The organism is Bacillus sp. 220_BSPC (assembly GCF_001054655.1).
Classification (GTDB): domain Bacteria; phylum Bacillota; class Bacilli; order Bacillales; family DSM-1321; genus Peribacillus; species Peribacillus frigoritolerans.
This window is the reverse complement of the sequence record NZ_JVPL01000166.1, coordinates 19283-39902: the sequence shown is the minus strand read 5'-3', so window position 1 is coordinate 39902 and position 20620 is coordinate 19283. Positions and strand designations below refer to the sequence as shown.

Here is a 20620-nt window from a genome sequence, read left to right as displayed (position 1 = left end):
ACTAGCATTTTGGACAAAATATGGATTTTTTATACAAAAAGGTTAAAAGGATACTAGTTTTTTGATTAATTACATCATTTTTCACATCATTCAGCCCTCTTGATATTCATAAGTAGAAACGGTAAAATACCCTTTAGTCATATAAATGGATGAAATACAGTTTGTCATGGAAAGGATGGTGACCGGAGGATGTCCAATGAATTCAGAGTGTGCGATGACTGCTTGGCGGTAAACATAAAAACTTTGATCCCGCGTCTTGAAAAGCTTGATCCCGACGCGAAAATTGAAGTGGGCTGCCAATCCTACTGCGGTCCTGGCAGAAAGAAGTCTTTTGCCTTTGTCAATAACCGTCCGGTTGCTGCACCGACAGAAGACGAGTTACTAGATAAAATCAATAAAAAACTAAAGTAGGATCCATGATATATAGGTAGAGTGGATTATTTCTTAATGATATATGGAACCAGTAATCATCACCCAGATTCGACACACTGCGGTGATTTTTTATTTCCTTATTTTCGAGACAAAACCAGACTGAAACTTCCGCTTTCTTACAAAATGCCCCCTCTTACTAGCAAGGTGGAAGTTAGGGTTTTTTGTCAAAACACGCTATAATGAGTGCATCGAGATTATGAAAAAGAGGGTAGTTCATGGGATATTCCGGCGAAAAATTACAAGAAGAAAAAGTATTCAAGGATCCGGTGCACCGATATATACATGTTCGTGACCGGGTTATATGGGATTTAATAGGGACGAAGGAATTCCAGCGGCTTCGTAGGATCAAACAGCTGGGAACGACTTATTTAACCTTTCATGGTGCGGAACATAGTCGGCTTAGCCATTCGCTTGGAGTATACGAGATTGTCCGGAGAATCGTGGATGATGTTTTCGAGGGCAGACCGGAATGGAAACCAGAGGAGCGGTTACTATCCTTGTGCGCAGCCCTCCTGCATGATTTGGGTCATGGTCCTTTCTCTCATTCTTTTGAAAAAGTGTTTGATCTGGATCATGAGCAATTCACGCAGCAGATAATCGTCGGCGATACGGAAGTGAATAAGATCCTCCTTAGAGTTGGACGTGATTTTCCAAAAAAAGTGGCAGAAGTCATCGCGAAAACCTATAAAGGCAAATTAGTAGTCAGCCTGATTTCAAGTCAGATCGATGCTGATAGAATGGACTATTTACAGCGTGATGCTTATTTCACTGGCGTGAGTTATGGACATTTCGATATGGAAAGGCTTTTGCGTGTGATGAGGCCAAGGGAAGAACATGCCGTCATAAAGCAGAGCGGGATGCATGCGGTTGAGGATTATATCATGAGTCGCTACCAAATGTATTGGCAGGTTTATTTCCATCCAGTTACGAGAAGTGCGGAGGTCATACTTACCAAGATCCTACATAGGGCGAAACATTTATATGAATCCGGTTATGAGTTTGCTCAAGAACCGCACCATTTTTATTCATTGTTCAAGGGAGAAGTGACTTTAACGGACTATTTGAAAATGGATGAATCGGTGATGCTCTATTATTTCGAAGCATGGGAAGAGGAAAACGATGCGATTTTAAAAGATTTATGCACTCGCTTCGTTAACCGTAAACTATTTAAATATGTGGAATTCCATCCGTCGAACAGTCAAATGAACAGATTGATGGAATTAAGGACGCTATTCAAGAAGGCAGGCATCGATCCCGATTATTATCTTGTCGTCGATTCCTCATCAGATCTGCCGTATGATTTTTACCGGCCAGGTGAGGAAGAGGAGAGACTTCCGATTCACTTGCTTAAAAATAATGGCGAAATTCGTGAATTATCACGTGAATCCGAAATTGTCGATGCAATTTCAGGGAAAAGAAGAACGGATCATAAGTTGTATTATCCAGCGGATTTATTGCGTGATGAATCTACGAAGAAAAATATTAAAAAACAGATCCGCAAGCTTTTGGAGCTATCGGATTAAAGTGGTACATTTTTGGTGAGGAGTGACGAGCCTTGTTTAAGGATCATGCAAACATTATCAATGCAATTTCTACTGCCGGTGAAATCTCGGGTCGGAAAAAATTACAAAAAATCGTTTATATCGCGAAGAAGCTGTCCTTCCCATTTCATGAAAAGTTTCAGTTTCACTTTTATGGACCGTATTCGGAGGAGTTGACCTTACGGATTGAAGAGCTCTGCGAAATGGGCTACTTGAATGAAGTAAGGGAAAAAAAAGCAGGCTATTATCAATATTGTTATTCGATAACGGATGCCGGCCAGGATTTCCTATCCATACAGGAAGTGGAGATGCCGGCACTTGAGGCATGCTTACAGGATATGAACGAACAGAATGCCAGGTTTTTGGAGCTGGTTTCAACGGTGCTATACTTCGACACGCTTGAAAAAGAGGAAGTCACCGAGAAAATTTTTACGCTGAAAAGCAAACAAAAATATACCCTTGAAGAAATTGATGAGGCATATGAATATATTGAGCAGTTAAAAACAAAAGCTAAGCCGAATTGATGGCTTAGCTTTTCCCCATTATGTAAATCTTATAGATCGCTTTTACGGACACCGGCTACTGCTAAATGATTTTTTGACATTTCTTCAATGAAAATCGTCACGGCTTCAGCTGGTGCTCCAGTTGTTTCCGTCACGGCTGCAGTCACCTTTTCGACTAAAGCCCTTTTTTGTTCGTCTGTACGGCCTTCAAGCATTTTGACTGTTACATATGGCATCTCTTTTCCCCCCCTTCCTCTCTTATCTTGTAGTGTTTCACAATGGAAAAAGAATTGCAAGACACGGAAGTCAGAGTTTTTTCACTTCTTGAGTTTTTGATGTATACTAACGGTAATAAACATTGGGGGAGAAGCTATCGATGGAATTCATTGATCAAATAGAACGGTTTTTGGTTTATCCTTTGGAAAAGCTTCCATATGTCATTGTGTCACTGTTGATCGCATTTACGGTTCATGAATTTTCCCATGCTTATGTGGCCTATAAGTTCGGTGACCCGACTGCCAAGAATGAAGGAAGAGTCACATTGAATCCGATTTCTCATTTGGATCCGATCGGAACTCTGTTGATATTAATAGCCGGATTTGGTTGGGCGAGACCTGTTCCGGTCAATCGTTTTCATTTCAAGAATCCAAAATTGGCAGGAGTGCTCGTCTCTTTTGCCGGTCCGTTCAGTAATTTGCTTGTTGCAATTTTGGGGTACTTGATTTTTTACGGATTGATTGCCGCAGGCGTTGGACCTGATTTACCGTTTTTCGTCGAGCCTTTCTTAAGTATACTCATAAATTTAAATGTCCTTTTATTTGTATTTAATCTGTTACCGCTGCCGCCTCTCGATGGTTATAGGATCGTTCAGGATCTTGTTTCCGCAGACTTGCGGGCAAAAATGACCCAGTATGAACAATATGGTTCCCTTATTTTTTTGATCCTGATCATCACACCGCTGAGTCAATATACAATTAGACCGGTTTTGGATACTGGTACCAAGTTTGTGGGAGACACCTTGAGTCAATTTTTTTCACTTTTGTTTTTTTAACCAATAATAAGGAATGACAAACGATAGGGGGATATGAACATGGAAGAACAACCAAAGAAAAAGGTAGGCTTCAATATTATAAAAAACGACCCAACAGAAGGTCATGGCGGATATGGGGCAGGGGTATTGACGCTCGATAATATTTCCCCGGTCATCATCGATGTGGATGCGGGTGAAGCAGAGGTCGATATCGGTGCGATGCATGCAAGGAGTGCAGTGGAAAAAGGGATCAAGTTTTTAAAGACTAAAGAGGAAGTCCCGAATGCCAAACCTTACTGGCTTGTTTGGGTGACCATTGAAGCCACTCAAAATGGTCCGCACTATGCAGGTGTGACAGCATGTGAAATGATGGTCGACAGGTCAATTAGACGCGGTTACAAATCGCTCCCGGAGCATGTTAACCGGTTGGATAAATCGCTAAAACGAAAAATCATCGTTGAGGACATGGACGATAAATCAAAACGTGTGCTTGCAGACTTCCTGAAAAACCATGATGCGGGAATGTGGGAGCGTTCTTCAGATCAGCTGAAGGAGTCATTGACGGTTTGAATCTCGTTTAATGGATGAAATGTTAAGTTTAGTGAAAAATGCACTTGTAGGAAAGCGATAAAATCAGTAAACTTAAAGACAGCAGTTTAGTCACTGTGGAACTAGGACAGAAAAACCCCCGAAGCCGCTGCAGGCTTCGGGGGTTTTTCGTTATCCCCAAGGTTTTAAGACTTTCTTGTACCACGGGGCCTTTTTATGTTCTTCTTCTTTTGGGGCATGTTTCGGATTCTCACCCTTAAAGTGCTCGGCACAGTATTCGACAGGCTCGGTTCCTTTAACATAATAAGTCATTCTTGAGACGGGACAATCCTTTGTGGCCAATTTTCCGCTTACGGGATTCACGTTTACCCCGATTACGTTTTCGGTTTCCTTAAATGATTTTGCTGGTTTACCTTTTAGCCCCTTTTCCATATAGGAAGCCCAGATTTTCTTTGCATAGCCTTTTTCAGCAGGGATCTCGATCTTTTTGCCTTGGTCATATCCAGTCCATACTCCTGCTACAAGCTCCGGTGTGTAACCGATCATCCAGCTATCCGTCGGGGTGGATCCTGATTTGCCGGCATATGGGCGGGTCAGCCGGGAACTGATGGTGCTGCCGGTCACTTTCGTATAGCCATTTAACGTTTCATCGAAAACACCTGTAAGCATCTGGGTCATGACAAATGCCTTGTCCTTATCCAGAATCTGTTCCGGTTTCTCCTTTTCATCAAAAATCACTTCACCTTTTTGATTTTCCACCTTTTTGATAAACACGGGTTCAACCTTCTTGCCGCCGTTAGCCAGAATGCTGTATGCGTTCACCATTTCAATCGCCCTAACACCTGACGTACCGAGTGCCAGGGAAGGGACCGCATCCATCTTTGCCGTGATTCCGAATCGACGCGCCGTATCGACCAATGACTGTTCCCCAAGGAACAAATGTGTTTTTACGGCGAAGATATTATCGGAAAGAGCAATGGCCTGAGCCATCGTGATTTCGCCTTCCGCATATTGATGGTTGTAATTATGCGGTGTGTAAGATGAGTGACCATCATCGAAAGAAAATGTAGTTGTCTCGCTTTTCAAGGTGGTGGACGGTGTGAAACCATTCTCCAGCGCTGAATAGTATAGCAATGGCTTCATGGTTGAACCAGGCTGGCGAACGGCCTGTGTGGCCCGATTGAATGGAGACTCGGAATAATCTTTACCGCCGACCAGCGCACGGACCTCCCCGGTATCCGGATCCATTGCCACTATCGAGGCTTGAATGCCTGAAGACTTGGGTATGGTATTGGAAAGGACCTCTTCAGCAGCATCCTGTTGGGTTTCGTCCAGTGTCGTATACACCTTAAGGCCGCCGAGCTCGATCGTCCGGTCATCTAAATGAAGCTGGGATTTTAAAGCCTGCTTGACGGCATCCTGGAAATAAGGAGCGGTCTTCTTGGTGACCGTTCCGTGTTCCCCTTTTAATGTAAGGGATGTTCGCAGCGCTTCCGCGATATCCTTTTCTGAAACGTAGTTTTTGCTTTTCATGGATTGCAGGACAACTTTCTGCCTTGATTTCGCTTTTTCAAAGTTATCCAATGGAGAATAGTTTGACGGCCCTTTTGGTATTCCGGCCAGCATGCTCGCTTCAGGAAGAGTCAAATCCTTGGCATCCTTGCCAAAGTAATATTGACTTGCAGCTTGGGCTCCATATGCACCATGGCCATAGTAAATCGTATTTAAATAGCCTTCTAGAATTTCCTTTTTGGAGTAGTTCATTTCTAAACGTATCGTATAAAAGGCCTCATTAAGTTTACGCGACCACGTTTTGTCATGCCCAAGAAACAGGTTCCGGGCATACTGCTGGGTAATGGTGCTTGCACCCTGGACCTTGGACATTGCCTTAATATCGGCAAGGATGGCACCGCCGATCCGCTTTATATCAAATCCATAATGAGTGTAAAATTGGCGGTCCTCAACGGCGACAGTCGCTTTGATGAGCTGTGGTGAAATCGACTCCATTCCGGCCCAATAACGCTTCTGGCCATTATCTGTTTCACCGATCACATTTCCATCATCACTGTAATAGAGAGTGGACTGCGGCACGACCAAAGGAGGCGGACCTAATATTTTTGCATAAATCAGTAAAGAGAGAAGCAATACAAAGAGTATTGTCAGCCAGATTGTGGCAAGGATGATGAAGGCCCGTACATATTTAGTTGTCCTTTTAAATCGTTCGCTTGGAATCAATTCCATTGCTTTCACCTCTCTTATCAGGTAAGAATCTAGTATCTATTACTATTATGGAAAAAAAAGAAAATTTTAAACATAAGAACTGCATTTAAGAAATTTATCTTGCAATTCTGCTAGATTCGTCTATAATTTTTCTAGCTAATGACTATACCGATTTTGGGGAACCTATAAGGTGACTGACAATATGAAATGGAAAAGGAGCGTTAATAAATGAGCATTTGGTTTACTGAAAAACAAACAGAGAACTTTGGTATTACGATGAAAGTGAATCGTACTTTACATACGGAGCAAACTGAGTTTCAAAAGCTTGATATGATTGAAACGGAAGAGTGGGGCAATATGCTATTGCTGGATGACATGGTAATGACTTCACAGCGCGATGAATTCGTTTACCATGAAATGGTAGCCCATGTTCCTTTATTTACCCATCCTAATCCAGAAAACGTTTTGGTTGTAGGTGGAGGGGACGGAGGAGTTATCCGTGAAATCCTTAAACACCCAAGCGTAAAAAAAGCTACATTGGTGGATATCGATGGGAAAGTCATCGAATACTCAAAGAAATACCTGCCGGAAATTGCTGGCATGCTTGAAGATCCGCGTGTAGACGTACAAGTTGGGGATGGCTTCATGCACATCGCCAAAAGTGAAAATGAATATGACGTGATCATGGTTGACTCAACTGAACCTGTCGGACCTGCTGTCAATTTATTCACAAAAGGTTTTTATGCCGGGATTTCCAAGGCTTTGAAAGAAGACGGGATTTTTGTGGCACAATCCGACAACCCTTGGTTTAAAGCGGACTTAATTCGCGATGTACAACGTGATGTGAAAGAGATATTCCCAATCACGAGCCTGTATTTAGCGAATATCCCGACGTATCCAAGCGGCCTTTGGGCGTTCACGATCGGATCGAAAAAATATAATCCATTAGAAGTGACTGAAGATCGTTTCCATGAAATGGAAACGAAATATTATACAAAAGAACTTCATAAAGCAGCATTCGTTCTGCCTAAATTCGTTCAAGATTTAGTGAAATAAGGGAGGCATGGACCATGAAATTCGATGAAGCCTATTCAGGCAATGTATTCATTAAAAGCCACCCTGTTTTTGAGGAATCTGAAGCTGTGCTATACGGCATGCCGATGGACTGGACGGTAAGTTTCCGTCCGGGTTCCCGCTTCGGCCCTACCCGGATTCGTGAAGTTTCGATTGGTTTGGAAGAGTACAGCCCGTATTTAGATCGTGAATTAGAGGAAGTTAAATTCTTTGATGCCGGGGATATTCCATTACCATTCGGCAATCCGCAGCGCAGTATCGATATGATTGAAAACTTTGTCGACAGCTTGTTGGATGCAGGTAAGTTCCCAATGGGTATGGGAGGGGAACATCTTGTCACATGGCCTGTCATCAAAGCCATGTTCAAAAAGTATCCCGATATGGCCATCATCCATATGGATGCCCATACAGATTTACGTGAGGATTATGAGGGAGAGCCGCTTTCCCATGCGTCCATCATCCGTAAATCCGCAGAACTTATCGGCCCGAAAAATGTATACTCTTTCGGCATTCGTTCAGGTTTGAAGGAAGAGTTCCAATGGGCAAGAGAAAATGGCATGCACATCTCTAAATTTGAAGTTCTTGAACCTTTGAAAGAAGTATTGCCGCAGTTAGCTGGCCGTCCTGTATATGTGACGATCGACATCGATGTTCTTGACCCTGCGCACGCGCCGGGTACAGGCACCGTAGATTGTGGAGGCATCACTTCCAAAGAGCTTTTAGCTTCGATTCATGAGATAGCACGGTCTGAAATTAATGTGGTCGGCTGCGATTTAGTAGAAGTGGCACCGATCTATGATCCATCCGAGCAAACTGCGAATACGGCGAGCAAGCTGATTCGCGAAATGATTCTAGGATGGGTTCAAAAAGGTTAATGATGGAAGACATGACTGTTCCTGTTTTTGTAGCGGGAATGGTCTTTTTTTATCCATGGATAAGAATTAATGGCTCTTTTTGAATAATTCCGCCCAATGAGTCATTATTGCGTTAATATCAAATGGATTGCAACAACATGATTTCGACAGTTTATCCTCACACTTTTGGATTAACACATTATTTTCCGCTCCAAGTTGAAACTTCCTTGAAGAATATTTATACTTATAAAGTTAAGAACGACATGATGAAGGAAGTGTAGCTTTGACTCTTCATGATATAGATAAGCATGCTATTAAAGTGACTTTACAGACAAAAATCAAGCACGGTTCAGAAACGGAAACGTATGAGCTGGTCACATTTGGTACAAAAATGTATAAAGGTGCAGATTTATATTTGCAATATAAAGAGGAAAATGAAACCGGTCAAACACAAACGACCATCAAACACAAACCGGATGAAACGATCCTGCTTAGAAATGGTGCCATTAAAATGAGGCAGCTTTTCCGCCTGCAGGAAGCGACAAATGGGCATTACGAAAGTATATATGGCAGGTTAGGATTACGGACGACCGCGAAGAAGATCCATCATCAATGGGATGAGCAGGCCAAGCAAGGGAAACTTGTCCTTAAATATACGTTACATATGCAGGGAAGCGAACCTGGTCAATATGAGATGACGATTTCCTACAAGGAGGAAGCATAACGCATGAATATAGTAAAAGAGGTACAGGAAAAACTGAAAGAAGAGATTAAAGCGGCAGTCATTAAAGCTGGTTTAGCAACGGAAGAGCAAATTCCAAATGTTGTATTGGAACTGCCAAGAGATAAGACACACGGAGATTATTCCACGAATATGGCCATGCAATTAACGAAGATTGCAAAGAAAGCGCCAAAGGTGATAGCAGAGGCAATCATCGAAAACTTTGACAACTCAAAAGCATCCATCGAAAAAATTGAAATAGCAGGACCGGGTTTCATCAACTTCTACATGAATAATGCTTATTTGACAGAATTGGTTCCTGTCATTTTGAAAGTGGATGAAGCATATGGGGAAAGTGACTTTGGTAAAGGCGAAAAAATCCAAGTGGAGTTCGTTTCCGCAAACCCGACCGGTGATCTCCATCTTGGTCATGCCCGTGGTGCAGCAGTAGGTGATACGTTATGTAATATCCTCTCTAAAGCCGGTTACGATGTTTCACGTGAATACTATATCAATGATGCCGGAAATCAAATCAATAATTTGGCCATTTCCATAGAAGCCCGTTATTTCCAGGCACTTGGCCTCGAAAAGGATATGCCTGAGGGCGGTTATCATGGCGAAGATATCATTGGCATCGGTAAGACACTTGCAAGTGAGTATGGGGATAAATATGTAAATGTCGATGAGAAGGAACGTTTTGAATTTTTCCGTGAGTACGGCTTGAAATATGAAATGGAAAAACTGAAAACGGACTTGGGTAATTTCCGTGTCGGATTTGATGTATGGTACTCCGAAACATCCCTTTATCAAGACGGTAAAATTGATGAAGCACTTAAAGTGTTGAGGGAAAGGGGCCATGTTTACGAGGAAGATGGGGCTACATGGTTCCGCTCTACGGAATTAGGCGATGATAAAGACCGGGTGCTTATTAAGCAGGATGGGTCTTACACATATTTGACACCGGATATTGCCTATCACCGTAATAAATTGGAGCGCGGCTTTGAAACGCTGATCAATATCTGGGGTGCAGACCACCACGGGTATATACCGCGCATGAAAGCGGCGATCGAAGCATTAGGGTACAACCGCGAGCAGCTTGAAGTGGAAATCATCCAGCTTGTTCACCTGTACAAGGATGGCGAGAAAATGAAGATGAGTAAACGTACCGGTAAAGCAGTTACGATGCGTGACCTGATTGATGAAGTGGGTCTGGATGCAACACGTTATTTCTTTGCAATGAGAAGTGCGGATACTCATATGGATTTCGATTTGGATCTTGCAGTATCACAGTCCAATGAAAACCCGGTTTATTATGCACAGTATGCCCACGCCCGTATTTCCAGCATTTTACGCCAAGGTGTGGAACAAGGGATCAGCTATGAAGGAGTCAATGATTTCTCTGCCCTATCTACTGAAAAAGAAGTGGAGCTTTTGAAGAAATTAGGAGAATTCCCGCAGGCAATAGCGGAAGCAGCCGAAAAACGGATGCCTCACCGTATGACGAACTATATATTCGACCTGGCCTCTACATTCCACAGTTTCTACAATGCAGATAAGGTTCTGGATGTGGAAGAAATGGAAAGAAGTAAGGCGCGTCTTGGACTGGTCAAATCCGTCCAAATTACGTTAAAGAATGCATTGGCCATCATCGGGGTTTCGGCACCGGAAAAAATGTAATGGAAAAAGCGGCTGTTTCGAGCGAAACAGCCGTTTTTTTAGGTTATTTAGCACTCAATGGCTCCGCCGCTCACCCTTTTTACACCTCGAATTTTAGCCATATCTTCAATCAGCTGTAACATTGCCCGATCCTTCATCTTGGCCTCGATCATGAAATCCGCGTCCTGTCCAAGATCCTTAAGCACTTTAAAAAGGGGCATGATGAAGTCCAAATCGATATAATCTGCATGCGAGCGAAATTCACCTGCCGATTTTGGGGATGAAATATGGACCTTTGGTACCGCCCCTGCTTGATTCCAAGTGGTGAACACCTCGGTGAGCAGCTCGTTAAGCGACTCATCCGAAAGGTTTGCGAGATGATGGTGATAATCGAATACAAGCGGGATGCCCTCCCTTTTACATACGCCGAGGGTTTCAGATGCTGTATAGGTTTTATCATCATTCTCCAAAGTCATTCTTTCCTTGATGTGCATAGGCAGCGATTTAAGGTTGTCATGAACCCTTACAAGGGCGGACTCTTTATCACCATAGGCCCCACCGACATGGATATTGATGAAAGAGGTGTCCGCAATGCCCATTGCATCAAGCATTTTATAATGGAACTCCATATCTTTCACTGCATTTTGTGTGATCTCGGGCTTAGGGCTGGTGAACAGCGTAAACTGATTGGGATGAAAGCTGAGCCTCATCTTGTGTGCAGTGGCCCAATCGCCAAGCTGTTTCCACTCTTTCTTAAAAGGAGTAACGAAATCCCATTCTATTTCGGGATGTGTGGCTAAAGGAACAATGGAACTGGACATCCGGTATACTTCTATTTGGTGTGCCGTGTTATATTGAAGGACCCTTAAGGTATTTTCAATGTTCTGCCTTGTCACATCCAGGAGCTTTTCCATTCCTTTTTCTGCGCCAAGTGTGCTATATCGCTTGAAAGTAAGTGTCTTAGCCGGAGAAGCCTCCCATAAACAGGTGGCATTGGATACGAACCCAAATCTTATTTTCATTATATTTTTCTCCTTGAGCAAAGGGTTGTCAAAGAAAAGGAGAAAGGATGGAAGCCAGCGATTCTTTTGCTGAACGGACTACATTCATACTGGAAAGAGCGTCCCCGTTCAGCGGCTTGGATTCGGCCAGGTCCACTGCCAATTCCTTTTCTACATCTTTTATAAATGTCCGGTCAAATACGATGCAGTTCATTTCACTATTTAAAAAACAACTGCGTTTATCAAAATTAGCCGTACCGATATCACACATTATATCATCGATCAATATCACTTTAGAATGGTAGAACCCTCTTTGAAATTGCATGATTTCCGCCCCGTCTTTTAATAGTACCCGAAAATAGGGAAAAGAAGCTTCCTTTACAAGGGCGTGGTCTGAAATTTCAGGTACGATGACCGTAACGGAAACATTGCGTGCAAGGGCATCCCTTAATTCCTGAAATAAAGTTTCACTGGGAATGAAGTATGGAGTCCCGATAATGATTTTTTTAGTCGCTTGACGAATCATGTGTGTCAGTGACTGTTCAAGATCACTGCCATTCGTGACGACAAACTGATGGGCCTGCGTCCCGGGAGTCAATGTCGGAAAATAGGCAGGCGTTCCTCTGTAATCCTCGTTTGTATCATAGAGCCAATCCGAGAGGAAGACTTCCTGAAGGTCCTTTACACCTTCCCCGGTCATTTTTAAATGGTAATCCCTCCATGGGTTCAGCTTCTCCCCTTGGTTTATATACTCCTTACCGATATTAAAGCCGCCAAGATAGCCGATTTTTCCATCTATCACCGAGATCTTACGGTGATTTCTTTTTTGTATGGTATAGAAAAGGAAGGGGAGTTTCGGTTTAAAGCTGAAAGAAAAATGAACGCCGCTTTCAGTCAGCTCCTGAATGGTTTGGCGGGACATCTTTTTACTCCCTATCCAATCGACTAAAAGCCGCACTTCCACGCCCTCTTCCGCTTTTGACTGCAGTAACTTCAAAAAGTCCTTGCTGAATTTATCATTTTTTACTATATAAAAAAGGATATGGATGGAATCCTGAGCTTGCCTGACTTCCTTGATATAATCTTCAAACAGGATTTTCCCTGATGTGAATACAGTCATTTCGCTATTCCGAGGCGGATATTTAATGTTGGTTGCGTGCTTCAAATAACGCTTATGCCCTACCCTAAGATCAACCCAGCACCAAGAGAAGATCAATAAAAATATAGAGGCAATCGTAGTGATTATCTTCAAAAAAAATCCCCCCTAAATGATTATATTTAGTTTGGCTCTAATTCCCTGTCAGTAACCATTAAAAAGGGGGAAAGGGTCTTCATTTTTTTTGAATGCAGAAGGGTAATGCATGGATTTGTCGAATTATATAATTAAGGGGCAGAAAAATTAAATGGTTTTTAAAAGAAAAAAGTTGACTGAATGCTCATTCATTATATAATGGAATTAATCAAATTTCAGAAAAATGCCAAATTTCCCATAATGGTACCTGGCATTTTGCAATTTACTAAAGAGGGGGAAAGACTGCATGGAAATGAATGGTTTACTGTGGATCAACTTAGTTGCATTCCTGCTTGTAACCGCTTACGCCGCCGGTTTGTTTGTCTATTTGATAAAGACTCGTATTGCTTATATAAAACTTGGCAAAAAAGTGGAATTCGATAACCGTGTGAAAGACCGTCTTGTCAAAATAGGGATTTATGTATTTGGACAGAAGAAACTCTTTAAAGATAAAAAGAGCGGGATCATTCATGCCTTGTTATTTTATGGTTTCATATTAGTGCAATTTGGCGCACTTGATTTTTTCGTTAAAGGCTTAAGGCCGGGGTGGCATTTACCGTTCGGCCCTGTTTATCCGGCCTTTACTTTCTTCCAGGAAATTGTGACGCTTACCGTTCTTGTTGCAATCCTATGGGCGGCATACCGCCGTTATGTCGAAAAGCTCGTTCGCTTGAAAAGGGATTTCAAAGCAGGTTTGGTTGTCATCTTCATTACCGGTATCATGATCACCGTATTACTGGGGAATGGTATGGGAATGATCTGGCATGGACACGATGCAACCTGGTCAGAGCCAGTCGCATCGAGCATCGCATTTCTATTCGGCTGGATGGGGACAACAGCGGCAACCGTCGTTTTTTATGTAGCTTGGTGGCTGCATTTACTGATCATATTATCTTTCCTTGTTTATATCCCGCAATCTAAGCACGCTCATTTGATTGCCGGTCCGATAAATGTATTCCTTAATCGCCTGGACAATCCGGGGAAATTGAAACCGGTTGATTTGGAAGAAGAGATTCTCGACAAAGAAGGCAATCAATATTACGGTGCCAAATATATCGAGGACTTGACGCAATATCAAATGGTGGACCTCTATGCCTGTGTGGAGTGCGGTCGCTGTACGAATATGTGCCCGGCTACAGGTACCGGGAAAATGCTGTCCCCGATGGATATCATAATCAAGATGCGTGACCATTTAACAAATACAGGCGCTGCCGTTACAACGAAGCAGCCATGGGTTCCATCTTTTGTTTTTGGAAATACGAAGGGAAATAAGATCGCTTTGGCTGGTGCCGCGCAGGGGGCGCAGGAATCAGCTGCAGCAACAGAAGCATACAGTCCGAGCCTGATTGGCGAAGTCATTACGGAAGAAGAACTTTGGGCTTGCACCACATGCCGGAACTGTGAAGATCAATGCCCGGTAATGAATGAACATGTCGACAAAATCATTGATATGCGCCGTTATCTAGTGCTTACTGAGGGCAGACTTGATCCCGATGCACAGCGTGCCATGACCAATATCGAGCGTCAAGGGAACCCGTGGGGATTGAATCGTAAAGAGAGAGAAGATTGGCGAAGCCTTCGGGAAGATGTCAGCGTCCCAACCGTGAAGGAATTAAAAAAGGCAGACGAAGAATTCGAGTATTTATTTTGGGTGGGGTCAATGGGGTCGTACGATAACCGAAGCCAGAAGATTGCCCTTTCCTTTGCTAAATTATTGAATGAAGCGGGCGTCACATTTGCAATTCTCGGAAATAAGGAGAAAAACTCAGGGGATACTCCACGTCGATTGGGTAATGAGTTTGTTTTTCAGGAACTTGCCATGAAAAATATAGAAGAATTCCAGAAGAATGAAATAACGAAAATCGTGACGATCGATCCGCATGCATACAATATCTTTAAGAATGAATATCCGGATTTTGGCTTGGAAGCGGAAGTGTATCACCATACTGAGCTGTTGGCAAAACTTGTCAGTGAAGGCAGGCTGGTACCGCAGTATCCGGTGAATGAGACGATTACATTCCACGATTCCTGTTACTTGGGAAGGTACAATGAAGTTTACAGCCCGCCGCGTGAAATCTTACAATCCATTGATGGAGTGAAACTTATTGAGATGGAGCGTAACCGTGAGAAGGGTATGTGCTGCGGGGCTGGAGGCGGTTTGATGTGGATGGAAGAAGAAACTGGAAACCGCATTAATGTGGCCCGTACCGAACAAGCGCTGGCCGTCAGTCCAACAGTGATCAGCTCAGGATGTCCTTATTGCCTGACCATGCTATCTGATGGGACGAAAGCAAAAGAAGTTGAGGAAAATGTTAAAACGTATGATGTAGCTGAACTACTCGAAAAAGCGGTCATTGGTGAAAATAAATCGATTGCCTCTTAATTTTAAATGGAATAGCCTGCTTCCTCTAAATGAGATTCAAATGGGAGCAGGCAATATTTTCAATATTTATAAGCTGAATATTTTCATTTTTGAGAAAAATGTGTAATATAATATAATATTAAGCGCTTACAACACTATTTTTTTAACTCCAAATTGAGCGAGCGTTCAATCAATGTTACTTATAGGGGGAAATAATGATGGCGAAAACAGTGATTATTAGCGGTGTGAGAACACCTTTTGGTAAATTCGGCGGTGGTCTTAGCAGTTTGACGGCATCACAACTTGGTGGAATAGCAATCAAAGAGGCACTTGTTCGGGCAGGGATTGAAGGAAGCCAAGTGGACGAGGTCATCATGGGGAATGTGCTTCAAGCAGGCCAAGGCCAAATACCGTCCCGCCAGGCAGCCCGTCATGCTGGATTGCCTTGGGAAGTGAAAACGGAAACCATTAATAAAGTATGCGCATCAGGACTTCGCAGTGTCACATTGGCTGATCAGATCATTCGCTTAGGTGAAGAAGAAATCATTGTTGCCGGCGGAATGGAATCGATGAGCAATGCACCTTATATCCTACCGAAAGCAAGGTGGGGCCTAAGGATGGGTGATGGGGAACTGAAGGATACGATGATATCGGATGGACTTAGCTGCAGTTTTACGGGCGTCCATATGGGGACCTACGGTAACAGTACAGCCGAGGATCTTGAAATCACCCGTGAGGAACAAGATAACTGGGCTTATGAGAGTCACCAAAAAGCGATAAAAGCAATCGATGGCGGAATTCTCGCAGAAGAAATCATTTCCGTACAGGTGCCGGTCCGAAAAGGCGAACCAATTACCATCGAACATGATGAAGCCCCAAGAAAAGATACATCTGCCGGAAAGTTGGCTAAACTAGGTCCAGCTTTCAATAATGCGGGGACCATTACGGCTGGTAATGCACCCGGTGTCAATGACGGGGCAGGTGCACTCGTATTGATGAGTGAGGAACGTGCTGAAAAAGAAGGGAAAACGCCTTTTGCCTATATTTTAGCTCATGCAGAAGTGGCAGTGGAAGCAAAGGACTTCCCTAAAACGCCAGGTCTGGTCATAAATGAACTTCTGAAGAAGACAGGTAAATCGATAGAGGAAATTGATTTATTTGAAGTGAATGAAGCATTTGCTGCGGTTGCATTGGCCAGCGGGAAAATTGCCAACATCGAGCCGGGAAAAGTGAATGTAAACGGAGGGGCTGTAGCATTAGGTCACCCGATCGGGGCAAGTGGTGCCCGCATCATCATTACGCTGATGCATGAACTGAAACGCCGCGGAGGGGGATTGGGCATCGCAGCGATCTGCAGTGGCGGCGGTCAGGGAGATGCCATTTTAATAGAAGTGCCTAAGCAAGGATAATAGTTTCATAGATAAATGAGGAGGGATATTCCCATGGGCATTCAAAAAGTGATGGTCATTGGTGCGGGACAGATGGGATCTGGCATTGCCCAGGTCTGTGCAATGAGCGGTTATGAAGTTCTTTTACACGATTTAAAAGATGAGTATGTAGAAAAGGGTTTAGGGACTATTGCCAAAAACCTATCGCGGCAGGTTGAAAAAGGGAAAATGGAATCCGAGGAGAAGGATGCAATCCTTTCCCGGCTTACTTCCTCAACGAATTTGAAAAATGCAGCTGCAGTAGATTTGGTGATTGAAGCGGCAGTGGAAAACATGGAAATAAAAACAAGAATATTCGCCGAGTTGGATGAAATCACGCCCCGGCACGTCATTCTTGCATCCAATACTTCTTCGCTACCGATTACCGAGATAGCCGCTGCCACGAAAAGGCCGGAAAAGGTAATTGGCATGCACTTTATGAACCCGGTTCCAGTCATGAAGCTGGTTGAGGTCATCCGCGGCCTTGCTACAGCGGATGAAGTTTATCAAGAGGTTGAAAAGATGGCTGAATCCTTGAATAAGGTACCGGTGGAAGTCAATGATTTTCCAGGTTTTGTAGCGAATCGGATCTTGATGCCGATGATCAATGAGGCCATCTATACACTTTATGAGGGCGTCGCTACTAAAGAAGCGATCGATGACGTAATGAAACTGGGCATGAACCATCCGATGGGCCCGCTTACGCTAGCTGACTTCATCGGCCTGGATACATGCTTGTATATAATGGAAACCCTTCACCAAGGACTGGGAGACGATAAATACCGACCGTGTCCGCTGTTAAGGAAATATGTAAAGGCTGGGTGGTTAGGCAAGAAATCAGGACGGGGCTTTTATGAATATAACTAATCATGGAAAGATGTGCAGCCAGGGGGGATGAAGGATGGATTTCAAGTTTACCGAAGAACATGAAATGATGCGGAAAATGGTAAGCGCTTTTGCGGAGAAAGAGATCACTCCTCATATCGAGGCAATGGAAACAGGCGTGTTTCCAAAAACGATTCTTCAAAAAATGGGTGAGCTTGGTTTGATGGGAATTCCGATTTCAGAAGAATACGGTGGCGCGGGTATGGACTTCATGTCTTATATCATTGCCATCAATGAGATTTCCAAAGTAAGTCCCACTCTCGGTGTCATACTGTCCGTTCATACATCTGTTGGCACAAATCCAATCGTTTATTTTGGAACGGAAGAGCAGAAGCGAAAGTATGTGCCTAAGTTAGCCGCTGGTAAAAATTTAGGGGCCTTTTGTTTGACTGAGCAAAGCTCAGGTTCTGATGCTGCGAGTTTGAAATCGAAGGCAGTGGCAGTAAAGGAAGGCGGACAATATCGAATAAATGGGTCCAAGGTTTTTATCACCAATGGCGGGGAAGCGGATGTGTTCATTGTTTTTGCCTCGACCGACCCTCAAAAGGGAAGCAAGGGAATCTCTGCTTTTGTCGTGGAAAAAGGGACGCCAGGTTTAATCATCGGAAAAGACGAACGTAAAATGGGCCTTCATGGCTCGAGCACCGTGCAGGTAACATTCGAGGATATGAAAGTCCCTGCAGCCAATCTCCTTGGCAAAGAAGGTGAAGGCTTTAAGATCGCCATGGCCAACTTGGATGCTGGAAGGATCGGGATTGCCGCTCAAGCGCTGGGAATTGCTGAGGGTGCCATGGAACATGCTGTCCGATATGCAAAAAGCAGGGAGCAATTCGGAAAACCCATTGCAGAACAGCAAGGGATTGGTTTCAAACTGGCCGAAATGGCAACGGGCATAGAAGCTTCGAGGCTACTCGTCTATCGGGCGGCATATTTACGCTCGCAGGGGTTGAATTGCGGTAAAGAGGCTGCAATGGCTAAGCTATTCGCTTCGAGGACGGCCGTTGAGGTGGCGATAGAAGCAGTCCAGGTGTTCGGAGGCTATGGATATACAACGGATTATCCGGTCGAACGATATTTCAGGGATGCGAAGGTAACTGAAATTTATGAGGGTACAAGCGAAATACAGAGAATGGTCATCAGTAAAAATCTATAATTACGAGATATTTAGGAGGCATTGTCATGCAATTTAAACTAACGGAAGAACATGAAATGATCAGGAAAATGGTGCGCGACTTTGCCCAGAATGAAGTGGCTCCGACTGCTGCCGAGAGGGATGAAGAAGAACGATTCGACCGTGAAATCTTCGATAAAATGGCTGAACTTGGATTGACAGGGATTCCGTGGCCTGAGGAATACGGCGGAATCGGAAGTGATTACTTAGCGTATTGCATAGCGATTGAGGAACTTTCCCGCGTTTGCGCTTCTACTGGGGTGACATTATCAGCCCATACTTCACTCGCAGGATGGCCAATATATAAGTTTGGCACTGAAGAACAAAAACAAAAATACCTTCGCCCGATGGCACAGGGTGAAAAAATCGGTGCATATGGCCTGACTGAGCCTAGCTCAGGCTCAGACGCTGGCGGGATGAGAACGACTGCAAAGCTTGTGGGTGATGAATATGTTATCAGCGGTTCCAAAATCTTCATTACGAACGGCGGGATTGCGGATACATATGTCGTCTTTGCCTTGACAGATCCTGAATCGAAGCAAAAAGGAACGAGTGCTTTTATCATTGAAAAGGACTTCCCGGGCTTCAGTGTTGGTAAAAAAGAGAAGAAGCTTGGAATCCGTTCATCACCGACTACGGAAATCATCTTTGATGAGTGCCGTGTTCCTAAAGAAAATCTCCTTGGAAAAGAAGGGGAAGGCTTTAAAATCGCGATGATGACGCTTGATGGCGGCCGTAATGGAATTGCAGCCCAGGCTGTAGGGATAGCCCAAGGTGCATTGGATGCCGCGGTTGATTATGCAAAAGAGCGCGTCCAATTCGGCAAGCCAATTTCTGCACAGCAAGGAATCGGTTTTAAATTGGCGGATATGGCAACGGGTGTCGAGGCTTCAAGGCTATTAACCTATCAGGCTGCCTGGTTGGAATCAGTGGGCCTTCCTTATGGGAAAGAGTCGGCCATGTCCAAACTCTTTGCTGGAGATACAGCAATGAAAGTGACGACGGAGGCCGTGCAGGTTTTCGGGGGCTATGGATATACAAAAGATTATCCAGTGGAGCGGTATATGCGCGATGCGAAAATAACCCAGATTTACGAAGGGACACAGGAAATTCAAAAGCTGGTCATCTCACGGATGGTTACTAAATAGGGTTGAAACTGCGGTTTTCCGATGAGGCTCTGCCTTTACCGGAATTCCCTTTTCAATTTCTTCAGAATGTCTTTGATTAATGAATAATGGGCTTTCAAAAGGAGTTTGGAAATGGAAAAAAGAGAGGTTCTTGCATCTGTAAAGGATGAGCGGCTGGTTGAAAAAAGGCGTACGCAAATGATTAAAGGAGCTGTAACCCTTTTTAAAGAAAAGGGATTTCATCGTACGACTACCAGGGAAATTGCCAAAGCTGCAGGCTTTAGCATCGGCACATTATACGAGTATATCCGGACCAAGGAAGATATATTATATCTCGTTTGTGACTTTATCTATGATGAAGTCCAGGAAAAGCTTCAGAAGGAAATAGAACAGAGTGATGGGACACTTGAAAGCTTGAAGCTGACGATCGCCTATTTTTATAAAGTGATGGATGATATGCAGGACGAAGTGCTTGTCATGTATCAGGAAGTGAAGGCCCTGACGAAAGATGCTTTACCATATGTTCTGAATAAAGAACTTCGGATGGTGGGCATGTTCGAAAAAGTGATAACGAAATGTGTTGAGAATGGGGAGCTATCATTAACGGAAAAACAAATAAGCCTTGTTTCACATAACATTTTCGTACAGGGACAGATGTGGAGTTTTAGAAGATGGGCTTTGCATAAACAGTACACGCTTCAAGAGTATGTTGAACTGCAGACGCAATTATTGATTCAAAATGTATCGGGTTCCAAAGTGCACTGATATAAATAAGT

19 protein-coding genes are annotated in these 20620 nt (G+C 43.7%); 15 read left to right on the top strand and 4 right to left on the bottom strand.

All coding sequences use genetic code 11. From position 1 onward, the window contains the following. Window positions 1-189: 189 nt before the first annotated feature. The 3 genes from ADA55_RS11200 (at window position 190) to ADA55_RS11190 (ending at window position 2497) form a co-directional block, all read left to right on the top strand. A complete protein-coding gene (locus ADA55_RS11200) occupies window positions 190-411 on the top strand; it encodes a DUF1450 domain-containing protein (RefSeq protein WP_048683566.1) in 222 nt (73 codons plus the stop codon). A 236-nt stretch (window positions 412-647) separates the two neighbouring features. Beyond that, window positions 648-1955 (top strand): HD domain-containing protein, encoded by a 1308-nt coding sequence (locus tag ADA55_RS11195; protein WP_034315900.1) that lies wholly within the window; start codon window positions 648-650, stop codon window positions 1953-1955. A gap of 32 nt (window positions 1956-1987) precedes the next feature. Further along, window positions 1988-2497 (top strand): YwgA family protein, encoded by a 510-nt coding sequence (locus tag ADA55_RS11190; RefSeq protein WP_034315899.1) that lies wholly within the window; start codon window positions 1988-1990, stop codon window positions 2495-2497. Window positions 2498-2526: 29 nt separating this feature from the next. Here ADA55_RS11190 and ADA55_RS11185 read toward each other — a convergent pair whose 3' ends face one another. Further along, window positions 2527-2712, bottom strand: coding sequence for a 2-hydroxymuconate tautomerase (locus tag ADA55_RS11185; protein ID WP_048683562.1), 186 nt, complete (start codon window positions 2710-2712; stop codon window positions 2527-2529). Window positions 2713-2870: 158 nt separating this feature from the next. Here ADA55_RS11185 and ADA55_RS11180 point away from each other — a divergent pair, with 158 nt between their 5' ends. Beyond that, entirely contained in the window at window positions 2871-3527 is a 657-nt protein-coding gene (locus tag ADA55_RS11180) for a site-2 protease family protein (RefSeq protein ID WP_048683633.1), read from the top strand. A gap of 39 nt (window positions 3528-3566) precedes the next feature. Continuing rightward, complete coding sequence (locus ADA55_RS11175) at window positions 3567-4076, top strand: YwhD family protein (protein WP_048683561.1); 510 nt, start codon at window positions 3567-3569, stop codon at window positions 4074-4076. A 150-nt stretch (window positions 4077-4226) separates the two neighbouring features. Here the strand turns inward: ADA55_RS11175 and ADA55_RS11170 are convergent, their stop codons facing one another. Next, window positions 4227-6296, bottom strand: a complete 2070-nt coding sequence (locus ADA55_RS11170) for a transglycosylase domain-containing protein (protein WP_048683558.1) — start codon at window positions 6294-6296, stop codon at window positions 4227-4229. 207 nt (window positions 6297-6503) lie between these two features. Here ADA55_RS11170 and speE point away from each other — a divergent pair, with 207 nt between their 5' ends. The 4 genes from speE to argS all read left to right on the top strand — a co-directional run bounded on the left by speE (window position 6504) and on the right by argS (window position 10601). Continuing rightward, the gene (gene speE / locus ADA55_RS11165) at window positions 6504-7331 is read left to right on the top strand and encodes a spermidine synthase (protein ID WP_034315891.1); all 828 of its coding nucleotides are present in this window, start codon (window positions 6504-6506) and stop codon (window positions 7329-7331) included. Window positions 7332-7345: 14 nt separating this feature from the next. Then, on the top strand, window positions 7346-8224 hold the full coding sequence (gene speB, locus ADA55_RS11160) for an agmatinase (RefSeq protein ID WP_048683555.1): 879 nt from the start codon (window positions 7346-7348) through the stop codon (window positions 8222-8224). Window positions 8225-8486: 262 nt separating this feature from the next. After that, window positions 8487-8927 (top strand): DUF1934 domain-containing protein, encoded by a 441-nt coding sequence (locus tag ADA55_RS11155; protein ID WP_048683553.1) that lies wholly within the window; start codon window positions 8487-8489, stop codon window positions 8925-8927. Between the two features lie 3 nt (window positions 8928-8930). Continuing rightward, on the top strand, window positions 8931-10601 hold the full coding sequence (gene argS / locus ADA55_RS11150; protein WP_048683550.1) for an arginine--tRNA ligase: 1671 nt from the start codon (window positions 8931-8933) through the stop codon (window positions 10599-10601). Between the two features lie 47 nt (window positions 10602-10648). On the opposite strand, the gene uvsE is transcribed toward argS, so the two are convergent. Together uvsE and cls are read right to left on the bottom strand one after the other, a co-directional pair. Then, on the bottom strand, window positions 10649-11602 hold the full coding sequence (gene uvsE / locus ADA55_RS11145; RefSeq protein ID WP_048683547.1) for a UV DNA damage repair endonuclease UvsE: 954 nt from the start codon (window positions 11600-11602) through the stop codon (window positions 10649-10651). 28 nt (window positions 11603-11630) lie between these two features. Then, on the bottom strand, window positions 11631-12833 hold the full coding sequence (cls, locus tag ADA55_RS11140) for a cardiolipin synthase (protein WP_053087390.1): 1203 nt from the start codon (window positions 12831-12833) through the stop codon (window positions 11631-11633). Between the two features lie 292 nt (window positions 12834-13125). Between cls and ADA55_RS11135 the strand changes: the two genes are divergently transcribed. From ADA55_RS11135 to ADA55_RS11110, 6 genes are all read left to right on the top strand, one after another. Further along, window positions 13126-15255, top strand: a complete 2130-nt coding sequence (locus ADA55_RS11135; protein ID WP_048683627.1) for a heterodisulfide reductase-related iron-sulfur binding cluster — start codon at window positions 13126-13128, stop codon at window positions 15253-15255. A 197-nt stretch (window positions 15256-15452) separates the two neighbouring features. Beyond that, entirely contained in the window at window positions 15453-16643 is a 1191-nt protein-coding gene (locus ADA55_RS11130) for an acetyl-CoA C-acetyltransferase (protein ID WP_048683544.1), read from the top strand. A gap of 33 nt (window positions 16644-16676) precedes the next feature. Then, entirely contained in the window at window positions 16677-17528 is an 852-nt protein-coding gene (locus ADA55_RS11125) for a 3-hydroxybutyryl-CoA dehydrogenase (protein WP_048683542.1), read from the top strand. 34 nt (window positions 17529-17562) lie between these two features. Then, the gene (locus ADA55_RS11120; RefSeq protein ID WP_048683539.1) at window positions 17563-18699 is read left to right on the top strand and encodes an acyl-CoA dehydrogenase; all 1137 of its coding nucleotides are present in this window, start codon (window positions 17563-17565) and stop codon (window positions 18697-18699) included. A 26-nt stretch (window positions 18700-18725) separates the two neighbouring features. Further along, the gene (locus ADA55_RS11115) at window positions 18726-19865 is read left to right on the top strand and encodes an acyl-CoA dehydrogenase (protein ID WP_048683536.1); all 1140 of its coding nucleotides are present in this window, start codon (window positions 18726-18728) and stop codon (window positions 19863-19865) included. Window positions 19866-19976: 111 nt separating this feature from the next. Then, the gene (locus ADA55_RS11110) at window positions 19977-20609 is read left to right on the top strand and encodes a TetR/AcrR family transcriptional regulator (RefSeq protein WP_034315867.1); all 633 of its coding nucleotides are present in this window, start codon (window positions 19977-19979) and stop codon (window positions 20607-20609) included. The last annotated feature ends 11 nt before the right edge of the window (window positions 20610-20620 follow it).

What these genes read in the sequence shown, in the direction of transcription:
- ADA55_RS11130 (WP_048683544.1), top strand. Translation starts at nt 15,453, where the DNA reads ATGGCGAAAACAGTGATTATTAGCGGTGTGAGAACACCTTTTGGTAAA.
- argS (WP_048683550.1), top strand. Translation starts at nt 8,931, where the DNA reads ATGAATATAGTAAAAGAGGTACAGGAAAAACTGAAAGAAGAGATTAAA.
- speB (WP_048683555.1), top strand. Translation starts at nt 7,346, where the DNA reads ATGAAATTCGATGAAGCCTATTCAGGCAATGTATTCATTAAAAGCCAC.
- ADA55_RS11195 (WP_034315900.1), top strand. Translation starts at nt 648, where the DNA reads ATGGGATATTCCGGCGAAAAATTACAAGAAGAAAAAGTATTCAAGGAT.
- ADA55_RS11170 (WP_048683558.1), bottom strand. Translation starts at nt 6,296, where the DNA reads ATGGAATTGATTCCAAGCGAACGATTTAAAAGGACAACTAAATATGTA.
- ADA55_RS11175 (WP_048683561.1), top strand. Translation starts at nt 3,567, where the DNA reads ATGGAAGAACAACCAAAGAAAAAGGTAGGCTTCAATATTATAAAAAAC.
- ADA55_RS11115 (WP_048683536.1), top strand. Translation starts at nt 18,726, where the DNA reads ATGCAATTTAAACTAACGGAAGAACATGAAATGATCAGGAAAATGGTG.
- ADA55_RS11120 (WP_048683539.1), top strand. Translation starts at nt 17,563, where the DNA reads ATGGATTTCAAGTTTACCGAAGAACATGAAATGATGCGGAAAATGGTA.
- ADA55_RS11125 (WP_048683542.1), top strand. Translation starts at nt 16,677, where the DNA reads ATGGGCATTCAAAAAGTGATGGTCATTGGTGCGGGACAGATGGGATCT.
- ADA55_RS11110 (WP_034315867.1), top strand. Translation starts at nt 19,977, where the DNA reads ATGGAAAAAAGAGAGGTTCTTGCATCTGTAAAGGATGAGCGGCTGGTT.
- ADA55_RS11185 (WP_048683562.1), bottom strand. Translation starts at nt 2,712, where the DNA reads ATGCCATATGTAACAGTCAAAATGCTTGAAGGCCGTACAGACGAACAA.
- ADA55_RS11135 (WP_048683627.1), top strand. Translation starts at nt 13,126, where the DNA reads ATGAATGGTTTACTGTGGATCAACTTAGTTGCATTCCTGCTTGTAACC.
- ADA55_RS11200 (WP_048683566.1), top strand. Translation starts at nt 190, where the DNA reads ATGTCCAATGAATTCAGAGTGTGCGATGACTGCTTGGCGGTAAACATA.
- speE (WP_034315891.1), top strand. Translation starts at nt 6,504, where the DNA reads ATGAGCATTTGGTTTACTGAAAAACAAACAGAGAACTTTGGTATTACG.
- uvsE (WP_048683547.1), bottom strand. Translation starts at nt 11,602, where the DNA reads ATGAAAATAAGATTTGGGTTCGTATCCAATGCCACCTGTTTATGGGAG.